At 50.8% G+C, this 17,590-nt stretch carries 11 protein-coding genes; 5 read left to right on the plus strand and 6 right to left on the minus strand.

The features are described from left to right. Positions 1–3 precede the first annotated feature (3 nt). Both HHL17_RS23485 and HHL17_RS23490 read left to right on the plus strand, forming a co-directional pair. Positions 4–978 (plus strand): NAD-dependent epimerase/dehydratase family protein, encoded by a 975-nt coding sequence (locus HHL17_RS23485; protein ID WP_169227294.1) that lies wholly within the window; start codon positions 4–6, stop codon positions 976–978. Next, positions 975–1,742 (plus strand): phosphatidylethanolamine N-methyltransferase family domain-containing protein, encoded by a 768-nt coding sequence (locus HHL17_RS23490; RefSeq protein WP_169227295.1) that lies wholly within the window; start codon positions 975–977, stop codon positions 1,740–1,742. The genes HHL17_RS23485 and HHL17_RS23490 overlap by 4 nt, the downstream gene beginning before the upstream one ends. Before the next feature lie 4 nt (positions 1,743–1,746). Here the strand turns inward: HHL17_RS23490 and HHL17_RS23495 are convergent, their stop codons facing one another. Next, positions 1,747–2,874, minus strand: coding sequence for a lactonase family protein (locus HHL17_RS23495; RefSeq protein ID WP_169227296.1), 1,128 nt, complete (start codon positions 2,872–2,874; stop codon positions 1,747–1,749). A 156-nt stretch (positions 2,875–3,030) separates the two neighbouring features. Here HHL17_RS23495 and HHL17_RS23500 point away from each other — a divergent pair, with 156 nt between their 5' ends. Together HHL17_RS23500 and HHL17_RS23505 are read left to right on the plus strand one after the other, a co-directional pair. After that, a complete protein-coding gene (locus HHL17_RS23500; RefSeq protein WP_169227297.1) occupies positions 3,031–3,369 on the plus strand; it encodes an ArsR/SmtB family transcription factor in 339 nt (112 codons plus the stop codon). 47 nt (positions 3,370–3,416) lie between these two features. After that, on the plus strand, positions 3,417–3,806 hold the full coding sequence (locus tag HHL17_RS23505; protein WP_169227298.1) for a DoxX family protein: 390 nt from the start codon (positions 3,417–3,419) through the stop codon (positions 3,804–3,806). A gap of 37 nt (positions 3,807–3,843) precedes the next feature. Here the strand turns inward: HHL17_RS23505 and HHL17_RS23510 are convergent, their stop codons facing one another. From HHL17_RS23510 to HHL17_RS23520, 3 genes are read right to left on the minus strand one after another with little or no spacing between them, the layout of a single operon-like run. Then, positions 3,844–9,249, minus strand: coding sequence for a T9SS type A sorting domain-containing protein (locus HHL17_RS23510; RefSeq protein WP_169227299.1), 5,406 nt, complete (start codon positions 9,247–9,249; stop codon positions 3,844–3,846). A 17-nt stretch (positions 9,250–9,266) separates the two neighbouring features. Then, the gene (locus tag HHL17_RS23515; protein WP_169227300.1) at positions 9,267–11,354 is read right to left on the minus strand and encodes a fibronectin type III domain-containing protein; all 2,088 of its coding nucleotides are present in this window, start codon (positions 11,352–11,354) and stop codon (positions 9,267–9,269) included. Between the two features lie 5 nt (positions 11,355–11,359). Continuing rightward, complete coding sequence (locus HHL17_RS23520) at positions 11,360–15,781, minus strand: hypothetical protein (RefSeq protein ID WP_169227301.1); 4,422 nt, start codon at positions 15,779–15,781, stop codon at positions 11,360–11,362. A gap of 232 nt (positions 15,782–16,013) precedes the next feature. Between HHL17_RS23520 and HHL17_RS23525 the strand changes: the two genes are divergently transcribed. Further along, positions 16,014–16,487, plus strand: a complete 474-nt coding sequence (locus tag HHL17_RS23525) for a macro domain-containing protein (protein WP_169227302.1) — start codon at positions 16,014–16,016, stop codon at positions 16,485–16,487. Here the strand turns inward: HHL17_RS23525 and HHL17_RS23530 are convergent. Then, the gene (locus tag HHL17_RS23530; RefSeq protein ID WP_169227303.1) at positions 16,480–16,836 is read right to left on the minus strand and encodes a VOC family protein; all 357 of its coding nucleotides are present in this window, start codon (positions 16,834–16,836) and stop codon (positions 16,480–16,482) included. The two genes, HHL17_RS23525 and HHL17_RS23530, sit on opposite strands and share 8 nt — an antisense overlap. Before the next feature lie 13 nt (positions 16,837–16,849). Then, positions 16,850–17,461 carry a hypothetical protein gene (locus tag HHL17_RS23535; protein ID WP_206156159.1) on the minus strand — a complete coding sequence of 204 codons (612 nt, stop codon included), beginning with the start codon at positions 17,459–17,461 and terminating at the stop codon, positions 16,850–16,852. Positions 17,462–17,590 lie beyond the last annotated feature (129 nt).

Genomic DNA, 17,590 nt, shown 5'->3' on the forward strand with positions numbered 1-17,590 from the left:
TGCATGAAAATCGCAATCACCGGCGCAACGGGTTATATCGGTTCCGTGTTAACGCCGTTGCTGCTGGCTCAGGGACACCAGTTGAGCATCCACGCCCGCAAAACACAGCCGCCGGTTACCGGCATCACCTATGTATACGGCTCACTGTCAGACCCTGATTTTGTTTCTTCTTTTGTGGCAGGTATGGATGCCGTGATTCACATGGCGGCAGTCATCTCGGTGAGTGATACACCCGATATGGACGCCTTCCACTTTAATACCACTACTACCCGGCTATTGACAGAAGCCGCACAGGGGGCCAGCGTGCGGCGATTTTTGTTTATCAGTTCGATTACCGCCTACGAACAATCCCCTTATGATGTATTAATGAATGAAACCCGCCCTTATACACAGGGTATGCGATACAGTTATGATCATTCCAAAGCAGTAGCACAGGAGGCAGCACTGGCCTGTAATGGTCCGGCGCTGGAAGTGATCGCGCTGGCACCTACAGCGGTGATCGGTCCGTTTGACCAGCGCCCTTCCCTGATCGGCGATGCCGTGATCCGTATCTATCGTGGGAAGATACCTGCGATATTTCCCGGCGGCGTTGACTTTGTGGATGTAAGGCAGGTGGCGCAGGCTATTGCACAGGCGCTGACAGCCGGTACGCCGGGACAAGCGTATATTCTCAGCGGTGAATGGATGACGCTGAAAACATTATCCTCCCACATCGCGCAGATCAAAGGGAAACGTATATTCCTGCCCGTGTTGCCACTGTGGCTGGTCATGGGATTGTTACCGCTGGTACGGGCGTTTTCCCGGCTGACGGGCGGTGCACCGTTTTATACCAAACAATCGGTTTATAACCTCATCCGCAGCAATCGTAAAATCGATAACAGCAAAGCGCGCAGTGAACTGGGTTTTAATCCCGGCAGTCTCACCGCCACTTTGCAGGATACCATCGCATGGTTTAAAGAAAATAAGATGCTCCCATGAATCAATATCTTTCGCTTCAGCAATACTATCTTTTTATCGGCGGCTGGTCTGCCATTGGCATTATCGCAGCCCTCTACCTGCTGCGGCGGGAAGCGCCGTATGGGCGGTATACCTCCGAGAAATGGGGCCCTATGGTCAGCAATAAAGTGGGATGGATATTAATGGAGACCACCGTGCTGGTGTCTTTCTTTGTGTGGCAGCCACCGGCAACGGTCAAGTGGACGTCGCCGGCAGGCGTGATGACGGGCATGTTCCTGTTGCATTACCTGCACCGGAGTTTCGTATACCCGTTTATGATACGTACCCGTGGCAAAAAGATGCCACTGGTGATTATGTTATCGGCCATGCTGTTTAATACCGTCAATGGCTCTTTGCTTGGTTCATGGTTTGCGCATTATGCGCAGTACCCGGATGACTGGTGTAGCAGTTTTCCTTTTATAGCAGGCACCTTGTGCTTTTTTGCCGGCATGCTGATCAACTGGTCTGCCGATTATCACCTGATAGGACTGCGCGGCAAAGGTGAAACCGGTTATAAACTGCCACGGGGCAGGCTCTTTGAGTATGTCACCTCTCCGAACCTCATGGGCGAGATCCTGGAATGGGGCGGTTACGCTTTGCTGACATGGAGTGCGCCGGCGTTGGCGTTCTTTATCTGGACCTGCGCCAACCTTGTGCCCCGGGCTGCTGCCAACCAGCGCTGGTACCAGCAACGGTTCCCCGACTATCCTGCCAAACGGCGTATACTGATACCTTTCCTTTGGTAAAAGTTTAATACGCTTTGATCTGCAGACAGGAAGGCGCCGGCATTGTCAGCGTTGTTCCTGTTTGCATCAACAGGCCTGTTTGCATATTGCGTTCAAACACTACGACGTTGTTACTGATCTGATTGGCCACCAGTAGATATTTGCCGGTAGGATCGATCACAAAGTTACGCGGATGGTCTCCACCGGTGGACTGGTATCCTGTCCTGGTGAGCAGGCCTGTGGCCTGATTAATGGCGTATATCGTGATGATATTTTCCTTCCCCCGGACAGAGGCATATAAAAAACGTCCATCAGGCGACACATGAATATCTGCCCCACTGTAATCAATATCTTTTTTGCGTGTACGATGCGCCGTTATCCGCTGGAGGCTGTCGAGCCGGCCATTGGCATAACGGTAGGCACTTACCATGCCTGACAATTCCTCGATGCAATACGCAAAAGGCTGCTCCGGATGGAAAGTAAAATGCCGTGGGCCGCTACCGGGCACTGTAGCTGTAAAAGGAGGTGCAGCCGGTTGTAGCGGTTGTGCAGCATCGGCATCAAAAGCAAAACAACGGATTTTATCAGCGCCCAGGTCTGGCAGGAAAAGGAAACGATGTGCCGGGTCCAGTACCGCGGAATGGATATGTGCGCTCCGTTGCCGGTCAGTCAGGCTGCTGTCTTTGAACACCACTACCTGTGCGGCTTTGCCGATATGACCATCCTGTACAGGGAACACCGCTGCGCTGCCGCCTGTGTAATGGGCCACTGCCAACCAGCGATGGCTATTATGTTCCGTGATGTACACCGGGTTTTCGCCACCTGCCGGCTGCGTGCTAAGCCAGGTGGCCTGCCCCGTTTCCGGGTTAAAGCCATAGCTGCTGACGCTGCCCGCGCCCGGTGTTTGTGCCTCCGTACAGGCGTAGAGGTATTTACCATCCGCCGAAGGTACCAGGTAAGCCGGATTCAGGACATTGCTCACCGTGCTGACAGGCGCCAGCCCGCCATTACCCGGATTAAAACGATAAATGTAAATGCCCTGTTTGTTTTTATCGCGGTTATAGGAACCGATGAACAAATAGTACTGCTGTGCAGAAAGCAGCTGGCTAATCCCTAATGCCAGCAGGCACAACAACTGGATTTTCTTGATCAAAATGTACCTTCGTTTTAACGTGAAATAGAAAGACTTAGCTGTCAGCACAAAACTATCAAAGCATCTCCGGAAATCATAACAACCGTCTGCCCGAAAAAAAATTTATTATACAACCAAAAGGTTACATATATTTGTACAACCAAAAGGTTGCATATTATGAGACGAGATGTGTTCCAGGCGATCGCCGATCCAACGAGAAGGGAGATAATACAAATGGTTGCCACTACCCCATTGAATGTAAACACGGTGGCGGAGAACTTTGATGTAAGCCGGACGGCAGTTTACAAGCACATTAAAATACTGACGGAATGCGGATTGATTGTGATGCGGCAAAAGGGGCGGGAACGTTATTGTGAGGCGCAGCTGGAGCGGTTACAGGAAGTGGCTGACTGGGCAGAGCTGTACAAAAAAATGTGGAGCGCGCGCTTTGGTTTGCTGGACAATGTGTTGGAAGGCCTCCAGGCAAAAGACAAAAAGCCGGGCAGGAAAAAGTGACCTACTGCGATACTGTTTATCATCCAACATCTATAAATAGCTATCACATGAAAAAGACAACTGTTCTCTACTGGATTTTCACTGGTTTACTGGCCGCAGGCTTCACTATGTCTGCCATACCGGACGCCGTGTCCATGCCGGAAGCCAAAACCGTTTTTCAGCACCTCGGCTATCCGATGTATCTCTTGCCTTTCCTGGGTATCGCCAAACTGCTGGCCGTTATTGCGATTGTAACACCGGGCCATCCGCGGCTGAAAGAATGGGCTTATGCAGGCCTGGTATATGATGTTACCGGCGCCTTCTACTCCAGCATTGCCATCGGTGAGGGAGCTTCCGCCTGGCCTATCATCATCTTCTATGGCGTACTGGCGGGTTCTTATATCTATCATCATAAAAGACTAAAGGAGAGCGGTACCTCTAAATTGTCGGTTGCCTAAAATATAACAGCCCTGTCGATGAGACAGGGCTGCTTTTTTAGCGATTGATAATAAACCGGACATCCCTGCTTTCATTTTCAGTCACCACCCGCAGGATGAAGATGCCGTTATTGACACTTCCCAACGCAATACGGTCGTCTATCTGCAATGCAGGACTATAGGGCCGTTTAACGAGGATACGTCCGTTCAGGTCGAAGACGGTCACCACCACCTGCTGCTTGCGTTTCAGTTTTACCTGGAAACGGAAATTGCCGTCATTCGGATTGGGCGACAGCATCACCGTATCTATCACGGAGACGGGTACACTGAACGACGGTCCGGCGAGCGGGTCATACGCATTGATCTGAATGTCTTTGCGCAGTTGATAGGTACACTCTCCGAAAGTGGCTTTCATGGCCACCCAGTAGGAACCTGCCGTGGTAAACCGGATGAGTGGCGTGCCCCGGTCATAACCCAGCAGAATGGCCTGCGGATCAAATGTCCAGCTGACCAGGTCCGGCGCCGGGAGACTGATTTCCTTGATCACCAGCGTATCGAATGCATTTTTCCGGGAAGCTACCAGGAAGTTCACATCCGGCTTCACATTTCGTTTAGTGATGGCCGTTGTACCGGTAGCGCCACAACCGCGGGCATCCTGTACTTTCAGAGCATACTCCCCTGCTGCAAGACTTGTAAAACTACTATTGGCCATCCATGCACCATTGTTCAGGGCATACTGATAAGGCTGGGTACCGCCTTGTACAGCAGCATCCACGGTGCCATCGTCTACCCCGTCGCATATTTGTGACCCGGTGACGGTCAGTCCCAGTGCTGCCGGCTGCGCTACCTCGTAGCTGTAAGACTGGCCGCAGCCTTTACCGTCAGTCACTTTAACGGTGTAGTTCCCGGCGGTAATGTTCCGCACTTGCGCGCCGCTCACCCCTGCATTGTTCCATTGATAATTGTAATTACCATCACCACCGGCGGGCAGTAACAGGATAGCGCCATTGGCTTCACCATAACAACGTACTGGCGTTACCGTAGCCGTAGCCGTTACCGGCGGGTACATTTCTTTCACCGTGGTGACAAGCGTTGCCGTGCAACCATTCACATCTTTCACTGCCAGGATATAGTTGCCTACCAGCAGGGTGCCAAACGTAGGTGATGCCTGGGGTATTCCGTTATTCATGGTATAGGCATAAGGAGTAGTACCACCGGCCGTTTGCAGTGTAATGCTGCCGGTAGGGATACCGCCGCAGGCCAGATGAGTAATATCTGATACCGTGAGGGATACCGGTGCAGCCGGTTGTTGCAACACAATGTCTTTAGTGATCTCACAACCGCGCCCATCTTTTATTTTCACCGCATAGCTGCCTGCCGGCATACCGGCATATTGAGATGTTCCCGTATAACCGCCGCCGTTAACATTGTACAAATATCCCTGATAGCCGCCATCATTGCCACCGGAGGTAACAATATTGAAAGCGCCGTCAGATAAGCCATAACAGGATATCTGCTTTCCGTGGAAGTCCGTAGTAGTGGCCGTTGCAGCCAAAGGTGCCGCAGGTGCGGTAATGGACACCACATTGCTCACAGAAGAATAACACCCGATCGCATCTTTCACCCGGACGGTATAGTTGCCCGCGCCCAACGGCGTGGTGTTATTAAAAGGCGTATAGGCGCCTCCGTTCAATGCATATTCATTTGTTAGTTGACCGCTGCCACCATGCGCCTGTACCAGTATGGCGCCTGACGTGCCGAAGCAAATAACATCATTCCTTGTAATGTTATCTATGGTAATAGCCGGATTCACAGACAATATCTGCACGGGCAGCGTATTACCGCAGCTATTCGCATCCCGCACGGTGACGGTATAGTTGCCGGCAGTAAGACCGGAGAACACCGGGCTTGCCTGCCAATTGGTGCCATTCAGGCTGTATTGCAGCGCACCGGTGCCACCATTGCCGGCCACCGTGATACTGCCACCCGGAATAGCCGCGCAACGAACATCCTGTTTGCTCACCAGTTGTATGGTCAACGCCTGCGCCGATTCCGTAAAAGTATAGTTTTGTGTCGCCACGCAGCCCCGGCCATCCTTCACTTTGAATACATGCGCACCTGCCTTAATACCCGTGATCATAGAAACAGGCCCGAAAGCACCGTTATCGATAGCATACGTGTAGCCACTATACGTTGCACCATTGCCACCGGCAGCTGTCAACTGCACAGATCCGTTATCGCCACCGGCACAGGAAATATTATATCCATTATAGTCTGACAACACACCGGAGAGTGACAGTGCCGCCGGTGGAGCGGTAATCGTGAGCGGATTGTTGTATTGAAGACTACAACCATGATTATCCGTCACTTTCAGCGCGTACACCCCGGCATTCAGTCCGGCCCCGCTGGCATAACTTTGGGACGTAGCCCAGTTGTCAGTGCTCAGGCGATATTGATAGCTCCCATCTCCGCCGGTGGCGGTCATGGCGATACTGCCTTGCGTACCGAAACATTGTATATCCGTCACCGTTGCAGCCGTAAAGGCCAACGCCGGATAGGTATGCATGATCGTCAGCGTAGTATCTTTTGTACAGCCGTTGGCATCGGTGATGTGCAAGGTGTAATTGCCGGCTGGCAGGTTGGCCGCCGTAGCGCCGGTGATGGTGGCGCCGTTGAGCTGCCACCGGTAAGGCGCAGCGCCACCCATGATATTCGTGGTGATGCTGCCGGTAGACTGACCAAAGCAGGTCACATCCTGTTTTGTGGCGTTGATGCTCATTTGCGGCTGCGTCAATGTCACACTGCCGGAGGTCTCACAACCGCGGGCATCTTTTACACTGATGGTATAAGTACCCGCAGTTAAACCGGCGAATATATTATTCGATTGATAGGTAGCATTATTCAGTTTATACTGATACCCCGTATAGGTGCCGCCGTTACCACCCGCAGCCGTTATGGTGATTTTACCATCTGCCGCACCACTACAGGATACCTGGAATCCATTGTAAGCCGACAACTGGGTAGTGAAACTCAATGCTGCTGCCGGCAAGCTTACATCATAGGCATTGGGCAAGTCAAGGGTACAGCCCTTTCCATCCTTAATACGGAAATGGTAGCTGCCCGCTGTATGTACTTTGCTGCCTGGTATAAAGGTCGTATAGTCGGTACCGTTCAGTGTATAGAAATAAGTATAGGTATTATCCCCCCCACTGGCGGAGATATTAATAGTAGCGCCATCAGCGAGACAAACCGCCGGTGTGATCGTTACGCCACCGGACTGCAAGGCCGGCAGTTCTGTAATCGTTACCACATTGGATAGTACCGAACAGTTGGTGGACTTACTATCTGAAACGGTTACACGATAGGTACCGGCACTCAGGGCATCTATCTTGGTATCGCTGTCAAACCAGAAAGAATTGGTGGTCCAGACGCCGCCTTTCAATTGCTCCCATTTGTAGGTATAGAAGCCCGAACCACCACTGACCATCGCTTTTACGACTCCGTCCTGCGCGCCGTTACAGCTGATATTTGTCGTTTGCAAGCTAACCTGTAACAGTGGCACTTCGGTGATCGTTACTGGTTGAGAAGTGGCGTCATTACAGCCGGCCACATTGTTTTGTACCGTAATGGTGTAGATACCCGCCTGTAATCCGTTAAAAGTACCGGTGGTGTTGCTCGCCGTAGGCATACCGGTACGTTGTAGCAGAAACGTGTAACTACCGGAACCGCCACCAGCGGAGTACTTCAGCGAGCCGTCATTTCCACCGAAGCAGGTGACCATATTGCGGGCATCCTGTGTCAACGTTAGTGCAGGCACAGCATTCAGGCTCGTGGTGCCACTCCATCCTGTACAAACGGGGAAGTCCATGTTCAGTATTTCAACAGTGTAATCACCATTACTCAAACCTGAAAAGGTATAGTTCCGCGAAGTAGTGACAGCACTCTGTTGTAGCAGCGCCACACCTTTATACAATTTATACTGGTAGTTGGTGACACCCGGATCAGCCACAACGCTGATACTGCCATTTCCAGGAGAGATACAGGTAGGGTGTTGTGCAGTCAGCTGTCCCGTTACCTGCGGCGGTTGGGTGAGTTGTACATTTACTGGTATCACCGGGGCACAGGCGCCATCTTTCACTTCTCCCGTATAATTGCCGGCAGGCAGTCCGGTCCAGGTAAAACTATTACCAGATGACTGTTGTTGGGCACGTATCACCGTGCCGTTTTGTTTCAGGGTAAAGAAATAACCGCTGGCGGCATTTCCACCGGAAGCAGTGATCGTAATTTTACCATCTGTGGCGCCAAAGCATGCGGGATTGGCCGACTGGGCCACATCCTGACTGGCCGCAAGCGCAGGCAGGTCTGCTATATCTACAGCAATGGGCGTAAAACAATTTCCGGCTGTTCCGGATGGATTGATCACCCATAGCGTATAACTTCCTTTTCGTACATTGTTCACCGTTACTCCTCCTGATACCGGTAAATTACCATTACTCCAGTCGATGATATCACCACAGGCGGAAGCGCCTCCGGCGAGGTCCGGATCACAGGGCGTAGTCACACCGGCCGGGCGCAGCATCCAGCGCATGGTGGTAAATCCGCTGGTGATGGCGCTACCGGGAATAATGATCTTACCCGTTGCCTCGCCGGCACAAGATGCCTGTTTCTGTATTTTACTGGCATCTACCTGGGGACCAGCAGGCAGAAAAGTATAGTTGTTGGTGATATTGGAATAAGGAGAATAGTAGTCTTTATTGGCATACGCCGCTTTTATGCGGCAACGGAAACGGACATTCACCATGCCACTCTGTGTTTCAGGTATCTGGCTGCCGGTAAAGGCATAGGTATAGGCCATGGTGTATTGTTGGCTGCTGCTTCCCAGCTCTTTCCACACGGTACCATTATCCACCGAATATTCCCAGATAACCGATGTCTGTACGAGGTTGTCAGAGAATATCGGCCAGTTGTTCCGGGAGCTGAGGTAAACCATTTCAGTGGCACAGGTCTGAGAGGAAGCAGTCACCGAAAGCCCGATGTCGTTCGGTGCGATCATGGTATATACCCAGCGTGCTTCCACAGAACCCAATCGTTTGTAGCCACCGTAGAAATAGATATCATCTATAATCCGTCCACCGGAAATGGGATAGATATCGGAAAAACTGAGACCGCTTACATTGGAACCATTCTGAAAAAGCGCGTAAGGTGGGGCATAGTTTACACCTGTTCCCGGCACAACGCCCCCATCAGGCATGGCGCTGAAGGGTGTTGATGACAACGACCAGTTTTGGGTAGAAGTGGAGGTTCCCATACCTAAATTGCCAATCAGCCCTGTTCCTATATAACTCGCAGGAATATTACCAAATACATAGACCGTCTGCGACAGCTGCAGCTGTGCATACAATTGCCTGCCGGCACCGGACAATAACAGTACCAGCGTACACAGGATACGTGGAAAACGAAACATCGTATTGCGTTCAGATTTTAGTATTTCAGGGACACTTCCCTGCTCATTTCAGCTTTGGCATCACCTTTCAGTACTGCCGTAATTTTATACTTATAAATATTGCCTAACATTATTTCATCGTCCACTGACTGACGGGCAGTTCCTTCTACCGCACGGTAAAGGATATACGGTGCATCATTTTTAGCCCGGTAAATACGGTATTGTTTTACATCCGGCTGATCATATTCCCAGGACAACACCACCTGTCTCTTTTCCGTATCCACCACACCTTTCCAGCCTTTCACCGCTGGACGTTTGCCTGTTTCAAACCAGATATCACCACTGATATCTTTGGATTTATTACCACTATCGTCCGATACTACCAGTTCATAGAAGTATGTATTGCCCAGCACCAACGCAGTATCAGTATAGGATTCCCGCAGATGGGCAGTGTCCCAGGCAGCCACTTCACGGCGACTGCTGTCTTTGGTATTGGTACGATAAAGTATGTATTTCACCACGTCTTCGCTGGTACTGTTGTGCCATTGCAACACGGCTGCTTTAAGGCTATCTGAACGCAATGCCCTGGTAAATACCGGCGCGGAGGGCGCAATGGTATCCGGCCGCTTCAGCATCAGTACCGGCGTATAGGCGGATGTGTTATAGTTCTTGTCCAACGCTATCACCTTGTAATATACCTTCGAGGTCAGCGTATGCAGGGTGATGGTATCTGTAAAGGCAGGTGTAGCAAGAATTTCCTGCGTCACCTCTGTAAATTCTTCTTTTGCGCTGTTGCCTCTGAACACGCGGTAGCCCTTCAGGTCTTTCTCTATGTTGTTGTCCCATTTCAGCGTCACCACACCGGTGGAATCCACGGTACCGGCCAATCCTTTCGGCATGTCAGGCGGAATGCTGTCTATCAGCTGTGCGAAATAAGGGAACGAATAAATGGCTTTGCCTCTTTTGGTAATACCTTTGATCTTGTAATAGTTGGAGTTCATGGGCTTGGGATCGATATAGCTGTACACCGGCGCCTTGTCTGTTTTAAAGGTGGCGATGGGCAGGAATGGTCCACTCCCCTTCTCTGAGCGGGTTACCACGATGGACGCCAGGTTTTTGGCCAGATCACCGGGCAATAACCAACGCAATTCAATCTTTTTATTGTCTATGACGATGATGGTGTCCATGATAGGCCTTTCTGCTACTGCCGGAATCCCCATGCCCATTACCACCTGCGAGTACGGGCCGTATTCTCCGAAAGGCGTGATACCTTTCACCCGGTAATAGTATTTAACATCATTGTCCGGCAGAGAATCCTGGTAGTAGGAAAAACCGGCAGCATCTGGTGCTGTAGGCAGTATGGGCAGGTCGCTCACTGGTTGAAATGTTTTCCCGTCTGTACCGCGTTCCACCACATAAGCGGAATACATGCCCCGGGTGAAGTTCGTCAGCCAGCCGAGTGTAGCCGTGCTATCAGCGCAAACAATGGCCAGTTCCGGCGGCCGTACCAGCAGTACGGTTTCATTGAGCGCTGTTACCACAATGGCCGTATCTATGACCAGGTTCTTGGGTTGCTGTGCTACGCTGATACGGTAAGCATACCGCTCTCCGGGCCTGGTGGTGCTGTCTTCCAGGAAAAGGCCGGCAGCCCTGGCGGTGGCCACAGACAGGTCGCAGCTCAGCAGCGCCATGCTCATGCGCCAGTCGTTCTGGCTCTGGTTTTCAAACCAGGAGCCGATGCCCTCTTCCGGCTTCACTTTTTTTCCGCCTTCTCCATAGATCAGTTCCGCGATGGCTGCAATACGCTCATCTTTACGGGCAGCGGCTTCCATTTGTTGCAGCGAATAAGGTTTCAGCGGCTGCGTAGTGAGGACCACCGGTTTAGGGTTAGGTACCAATACCCCATTGACTGACGTTGTAAAACGTTCTACCGTATAGCCGTACTTGTTACCGATCTCCCAGGCGATATATCCGGCGGGCGACCAGCGCAGCTGGATTTTGCCGGGCTTGGGATTTGCTATGCCCACAATACGGTGCTCACTTTGCTGTTGCTGCGCACTCGTGTGCTGGTAACCCATCAGCAACAAACCCATAGATAACAAACCGGTAAAAAATTTACGGTACATCGATATTATAATTTATAGTAAATGCTTCGTGTAATGGTAGATGTTATATTGTTTTTGCCCGGCAGCCGGTATTGCAGCTCTACCGGATAGAACTGATTGCCCTGCAGATCGGGGAACAGCGATGTCATCAGCCTGCTGATAGCCGGTGTGGCCTGTCCTCCACTGATATAATAGCGGTTTGCTTTGTTGAGCAACTCGTGGTAGTCGTCGTTGGCCACAAAGGAAACATAATACATAAAGCGGCAGCGGCCAGACTTGGAAGGTGCGTATCCATCGTTGATATGGCCGTCTTCCAGTTTGTAACCGGCGATATCATTGTTGTACAGTCTGACAGCATCGAGTGGCGGAATGCCTCCGGTTACGTTCAGATCACGGGTGATATTGATAGACGGATGGAACGGATAATTGTTGTACAGCAGCGGCATCAGTTGATTTTGCAACCAGCCGTTATTGGTGCCAGCACGCAGGGTTACCAGCGGTTTGGTGGAGAAAGAGCCGTCGCCTTCCAGTTCAAATTTATCGAAGGTTTCTTCGGCGTCAAAACGCTGCCCGATCACACTGATGTAGTTAGTCGCCACATCGAAGAGGTCACGTGGATCAGTCATGGCGTTCATCTTTTCAGCGAAGGTACCGTAGCGGCTGGTGCGGAAGTTATAGCTGATCACTTCTTTGGACACCGCCGAAGTAGCGTTGCCTTTCAGCATTTTCTGGGAGAACCTGGTGGTGTCTCCGTCTTCGCTGATGGTCGTGGTGTTTTTGGTGACCACGTTATTGGCAGCAGCTTCCCCGTCGAGAGAGGCGCGGTTGATATTGAAACTATAGATGGTTTCGCGGGCCAGGTTGGCCGGAATATCGAAGCCTATTTCTGCCGTGTTTTCCGCATACGATACCGGTATATCCGTTGACTGGCCTTGTGCGGTAGCCATAGCAGCGGAGACTTTCCACTTTTTACCGGAGCCGTCCACCGCTGTAAAGAGATAAGGCTGGCCACGTTTTAATTTAATATAGCCTTTACCGTATTCCCTTGTCAACAGGTTATACTGGCGTTTTACCGGATAGGCATATGCCACGTTTTCCCATGGAATATAGTCAGGTGCTTCGCCGGTGGTGAAAGTAGCCGATTTTGTTTCATAGTCAATGTTGTTGCCGTTTTTCAGCGCGTCCCAGCTGCCACCGTTCTGACGGTCGATATGCACTTTGGCAGAAGCCGTAAGCGTGCTTTTCGGCGGCAGGATATCACGCAGGGTGAGTGAAGCGGAAGAACCATCTGACGCCAATTCCGTAGTACCCCTGATTTCTGTCTGTTCTTTCGTCAGCTTCAGTTCGTCCAGTTGTATACGATAAGTGGCCACTTCATCAAATTCATTCATCATGCTGAATGGTTTGCCCACAGCCATATTGAATGCCACCTGTGGTGTAGCGAATACGCTCACATCGTTGTTCTGGTCACCCGGTTTGATATCACTGATCACGACCACATTCAGTTCTTTCGCGCCGATGAGCTCACATTGTGACCCCAGTTCTATTTTGATGTTGGCCGTACCACTCACCAGGCCACCGAGTACGGAGTATTTAACGCCCACCATACCGCGGAACCAGCTGGGGTTGGGCAGTTTAGCCTGCAGCAACACGGCGGCCGACAGTTTGGCGATAGAGAACCCTCTCTTTTTGCCGAATATTTTTACGCGGATACCCACATCTCCTTTTACAAACACATAAGCCTGACCGGAAGCGTACCAGCCGTTGAAGCCGATCACGCTGTTGCTGCCTTTACACCTGGCTTCGCCGTAGTTGCGCAACAGGATATCTGTTCCCGCACCGAGGGCAAACTCACCATACACGCCAAAGTCGAACGAGAACCCAGCTCTGAAATGTGCCCCGAAGCCGAAGCCGCCACCTTTGCTCATGGTATTTTCCATGGCCATGAAGTTGGTGTTCACATTATCAAACACTTCGCTCACTTCCTGTGGCACCGGTGGCATGTCTTCCACCTTGCTGCCCATCATGAAGTAGGTTTTTATCTCTGCCAGTCCGAGGATATTGAGGCCGAACATCTGCGAAGGACGGCCGATGTAGAACCACCATTCATTAGGCGCCATATGGAAGGCCGCCTCGCCTACCAGCCCGTTTTCGTTGATACCCCGCAGGATACCGGCAATATTGATATAGGTTTTAAAGCTGGCATCGTAGGTGCTGTTCACGTTATCATAACGCATTTTGAACTTCACCCATACCGGGGCAGATACATCTTCCTTCGCGTCTTGTTTGTTTTTAGCTTTCAGCGCCGGATGTACCACATATCCTGCACCATCGAACTGGGCGTACCGGAAACCGCCGTCGGTGCCGAACTGCACTTCCAGCGCCACGTTGGCGTTGACCACCATTTCCTGTACGAAGGCCAGCGATACGCCACCGATGAAGCCGAGGCCGGCATCACGGGTAGGCACATACGGGAATATTTCAGAGACGTCTTTCAGGCCGCCCTTTTGGTCGACCGCATTACGGGACTCATAAGGGTCGAAGTTCGAAGGTCGTTCCATATGGTAAGACATGCCGCCCATGAGGCCCGTGATCTGCAACATACCAATCGGGATGGTTACGCCGATGTAGGCGTCCACATGCCAGTAGCGGTAGTCGTCTTTGGAGCCGAAGTAGGCATTCGCCTTGGCTTTGGGAATAGGCCCCGGAATGGAGAAATCCAGCATGCCACGGAAACCGTTGCCATACACCGGATGGTCGTCGAAGATGGTGAGGATACCGTGCATGGAAAACGCCATCACTTTTACGGTGAGGTCTATATCATTCACAGACACCTTATCCAGTTTCCAGCGGGTCCTTGTTTTTTGTATGACGGAACCGTCAACGGTCACTGACTGTGTTTCCTCCTCCTGCGCTGCTGTTACCACGAAAGAAGTTTTACCGCTGAAGCCCTTGTCACTGGAGTTCATGAAATTGAGCCTCACGGTAGCGCCTATACCGACTTTCCCTTCAGAGATGCCGATATGAATATTTTCAAATCCCAACGGGAAGCCGCCCATTTTGGAGTCGCCCGTATTGGAGATATCGAAGGTGCCGCTATGTACATAAGGTTTCTGAGTAGACAAGGTCAACTCCTGGAAACTGATATTGTTGACATTCAGGAAACGCTGGTTCAGGGTGACTTTACCGTTCAGCACCGCCATCGGCACAAAGTCTTTTTCTGTTTTGGTGATCTGGATACGGCTGTTTTTGTCGAGTGTAATTTCTCCAGCAAAGAACTGGTATTTTTTCTCTGCCGTGGTCCTTAGCGCGAAGGAGTAATAGGTATCGCCGCCGCGCATGCTCACCGAGGCATCATAGCCCAGTGGGTCTTTCCCCAGGAAATCCAGTTGCAACAAACCGGCCAGCTCTCCGCCATTGAGTTTGTTTTTACTGAAAGAGAGACCGATCTTATCGACAGACAAAGGCCAGCCGCCTGCGCTGGCATCTCCCAGCGGGAGGATATTCTCAGCCGTGATGGCGCCACTTACGCCCTGATCATCCAGGATGAAATTGGTGACGGATACTTTGGGGCGGCCTTTTTGTGTAGCCAGCTGTTGCGGTAGTCCTACTTCCAGCTCCTGTAAATAAAAGCCTCTCCATAACAGCGGGTTGCCGGGATCTGTCAGCATATCGCCGGTTACATTCAGTCCGGTGGGATTGGCGATATCGCTCATGTCCACCGTGGCGTTCTTCACTTTAAAGCTGAAATCTTTCAGGCCGTTGATATGAAAAGCAGGGATGTCTACGCTGGCCATAATGTTATTAAGGTCATGCACATTCACCTGCATGGCTGCACGTAGTTTATCGGAGTTCTTATCTTCCGGTTGCAGCCAGCCTTTGTCAAACTCAAAAATACCGCTCAGGTTAGCAGTACGGAAGCCGTTACAGTCCCACTCTACGTAGTTGGTACCGTCGCCGGGGAATATCAGATCGAGGTGATCGTTGATGGGGATGTCTTTCTGTTTGAGCAGCACCAGTTTGGTAGAGCCGGATGCAGCAATACCTCCTGGGGTGAAAGCCACGTTTTTAGCGCCGAATATCAGTTCACTGTTGGTGCCGGGGAAAGTAAACCGGAAATAGGCGTTGAAATAAGCGCCGGAGGGTGTCATGCGGGCGCTATCTATCGCGATCACATAAATCTTTCCGTTGATTTCCCTTACCAGTCCCACTGGCAGGCTGCCCATCTCCTCTGCGCTAAGTGCGTTCACATAGCGGCCTTTATCTTTGATGTTTTTGAAGACGCCCTGTACATAGTCCACCACATCAGCTTTCTGAGCAGTGTCCGCCACGGGTGATAAATAGGAAGAATCGGTGACAGCAGCATAACCGGGTTGAAGGCATAACAATATCAGCGCCAGCAACCATAGCGACAGTGCAGGGACAGGGTTAGGGATGTTCTTGAACATTGGTCAACGGGATAGGCCCTTTAAAATGTTTATTTCACGGTATTGTGTTCAAATATATATTATTTTTTATAATTAAACATTTTTTTAATCCGTGTACTAAAAGAGCGGGTGATGTAAGGCAGGAGCCAACACAGGGTATACAAATGAATGTAACGGGAAGATCCATCCCGGATGATGTTTTGGAATTACAACGTCGTTAACGTATTTTTGACGCAAAGTAATTTTAAAGCAAATGAGTAGTATCCGGTACATACAGGGAGATGCCACAGCACCAATTGGCAGCGGCAACAACATCATTGTCCATATCTGTAATGATATCGGGCGTTGGGGGAAGGGATTTGTACTGGCAGTATCCGCCCGGTGGCCGGAGCCGGAAAAACAATTCCGCGAATGGTATGCTTCCGGAGAGGGTTTTGCCTTGGGCAACGCGCAGTTAGTAGCCGTGGAGCCACATCTCTGGGTAGCGAATGTTATCGGTCAGCATAAAATCACCAACGCAAAGAACGGCCTACCTCCTGTTCGTTACGAAGCTATACAGGAAGGCCTGCGGCAGGTAGCTGCTTTTGCGCTCACACATAAAGCCACGGTACATATGCCCCGCATTGGCTGTGGCCTGGCTGGCGGCACCTGGGACAAAATAGAATCCATCATCCAACAGGAACTGACAGATAAGGGCATTGAAGTAACAGTGTATGATTTCAACTAGGGGTTTCCATTAGTTCCACTTTCCTGCCGTCAGGGTCCTGCACTACGGCCCGGTAACCCCATTCCGTTTTCACCGGCATCATCAGCACTGTTACCTGCTGTTCCTTTAACCGGGAGATCAACTCATCCAGTTGAGCTACTCCGAAACCCAGTCGGGTGGTATTGTCTGGCACAGTAACACCCGCAGGCAACGGGTAAATTTCCATGACCGGCATACCGTTTTTACTGGCGTAGTGAAACGGCCCATTACCATGACGGTGGTATTCAAATTCAATTCCCAGCTGCGTGTAAAAGGCAGCGAGTTGATCAGGCAGGTTGGTTTTGATAACAAGAAGCTGTAAAACAGTCATGATACTTTTCCATTTAATAAAAGCTATATTTTTCCAGCATGGTGCTGTCCACTGCCCGCCAACCTTTCTTATCCTTCAGATACATCACGGTAAAAGTAGCCGTATCTTTTGGCTGTAGGTAAACGGTATCCTCTTGGTCAAACTCCTCCAATTTATAATGCATCCAAAGCGTGTCTCCGTTTATCTGCATATTGCTTTCGATATTCCAGATATTGTCGGTCCCTGTGTTGCCCATAGCGCTCCAATAGCCCGCCACCACATGCCGTAAGCTGTCCTGCGGAACTACATCCTGAAAACAAAAAAGATTGGTAGAGCAATAGCCGCTACCGGTGCCACATATCTTCAGAAAATAATAATCTCCCCATTTTGTAAACCCATCATTCCGTTCCCAGCAGCAGGGGCTGTTCCAGTGAAAATAACGCTCCACTTTTAATACATCATCAAACAGGTTGGCTTCAATCAGCAAATGGATAGGAAACTCCTCGGTGACCGGGTCCAGCATACAGGCAATAAAGGTGCCTTCCCGCTGACGATAGTACTTGCCTAAAGAAACCGTGTCATCGTATAAACGCCAGACACTATGTGCAGTGTCTACCAGATGATGGGCACCTAAAAATTGTAGCATTTCTTTCTTCCGGATAAATCCGGAATCTTGTGTAAACAAGGTAGAAACAGCACGAGGATGGTTGTTACAGGCCATCAGCAAAGGCAACCAACAAAACAAGAGATAGCGCATAGGAGGAAGATATCTTTA

The organism is Chitinophaga fulva, from assembly GCF_012927205.1.
Classification (GTDB): domain Bacteria; phylum Bacteroidota; class Bacteroidia; order Chitinophagales; family Chitinophagaceae; genus Chitinophaga; species Chitinophaga fulva.

What these genes read in the sequence shown, in the direction of transcription:
- HHL17_RS23485 (WP_169227294.1), top strand. Translation starts at nt 4, where the DNA reads ATGAAAATCGCAATCACCGGCGCAACGGGTTATATCGGTTCCGTGTTA.
- HHL17_RS23490 (WP_169227295.1), top strand. Translation starts at nt 975, where the DNA reads ATGAATCAATATCTTTCGCTTCAGCAATACTATCTTTTTATCGGCGGC.
- HHL17_RS23500 (WP_169227297.1), top strand. Translation starts at nt 3,031, where the DNA reads ATGAGACGAGATGTGTTCCAGGCGATCGCCGATCCAACGAGAAGGGAG.
- HHL17_RS23505 (WP_169227298.1), top strand. Translation starts at nt 3,417, where the DNA reads ATGAAAAAGACAACTGTTCTCTACTGGATTTTCACTGGTTTACTGGCC.
- HHL17_RS23510 (WP_169227299.1), bottom strand. Translation starts at nt 9,249, where the DNA reads ATGTTTCGTTTTCCACGTATCCTGTGTACGCTGGTACTGTTATTGTCC.
- HHL17_RS23515 (WP_169227300.1), bottom strand. Translation starts at nt 11,354, where the DNA reads ATGTACCGTAAATTTTTTACCGGTTTGTTATCTATGGGTTTGTTGCTG.
- HHL17_RS23520 (WP_169227301.1), bottom strand. Translation starts at nt 15,781, where the DNA reads ATGTTCAAGAACATCCCTAACCCTGTCCCTGCACTGTCGCTATGGTTG.
- HHL17_RS23525 (WP_169227302.1), top strand. Translation starts at nt 16,014, where the DNA reads ATGAGTAGTATCCGGTACATACAGGGAGATGCCACAGCACCAATTGGC.
- HHL17_RS23530 (WP_169227303.1), bottom strand. Translation starts at nt 16,836, where the DNA reads ATGACTGTTTTACAGCTTCTTGTTATCAAAACCAACCTGCCTGATCAA.
- HHL17_RS23535 (WP_206156159.1), bottom strand. Translation starts at nt 17,461, where the DNA reads ATGCTACAATTTTTAGGTGCCCATCATCTGGTAGACACTGCACATAGT.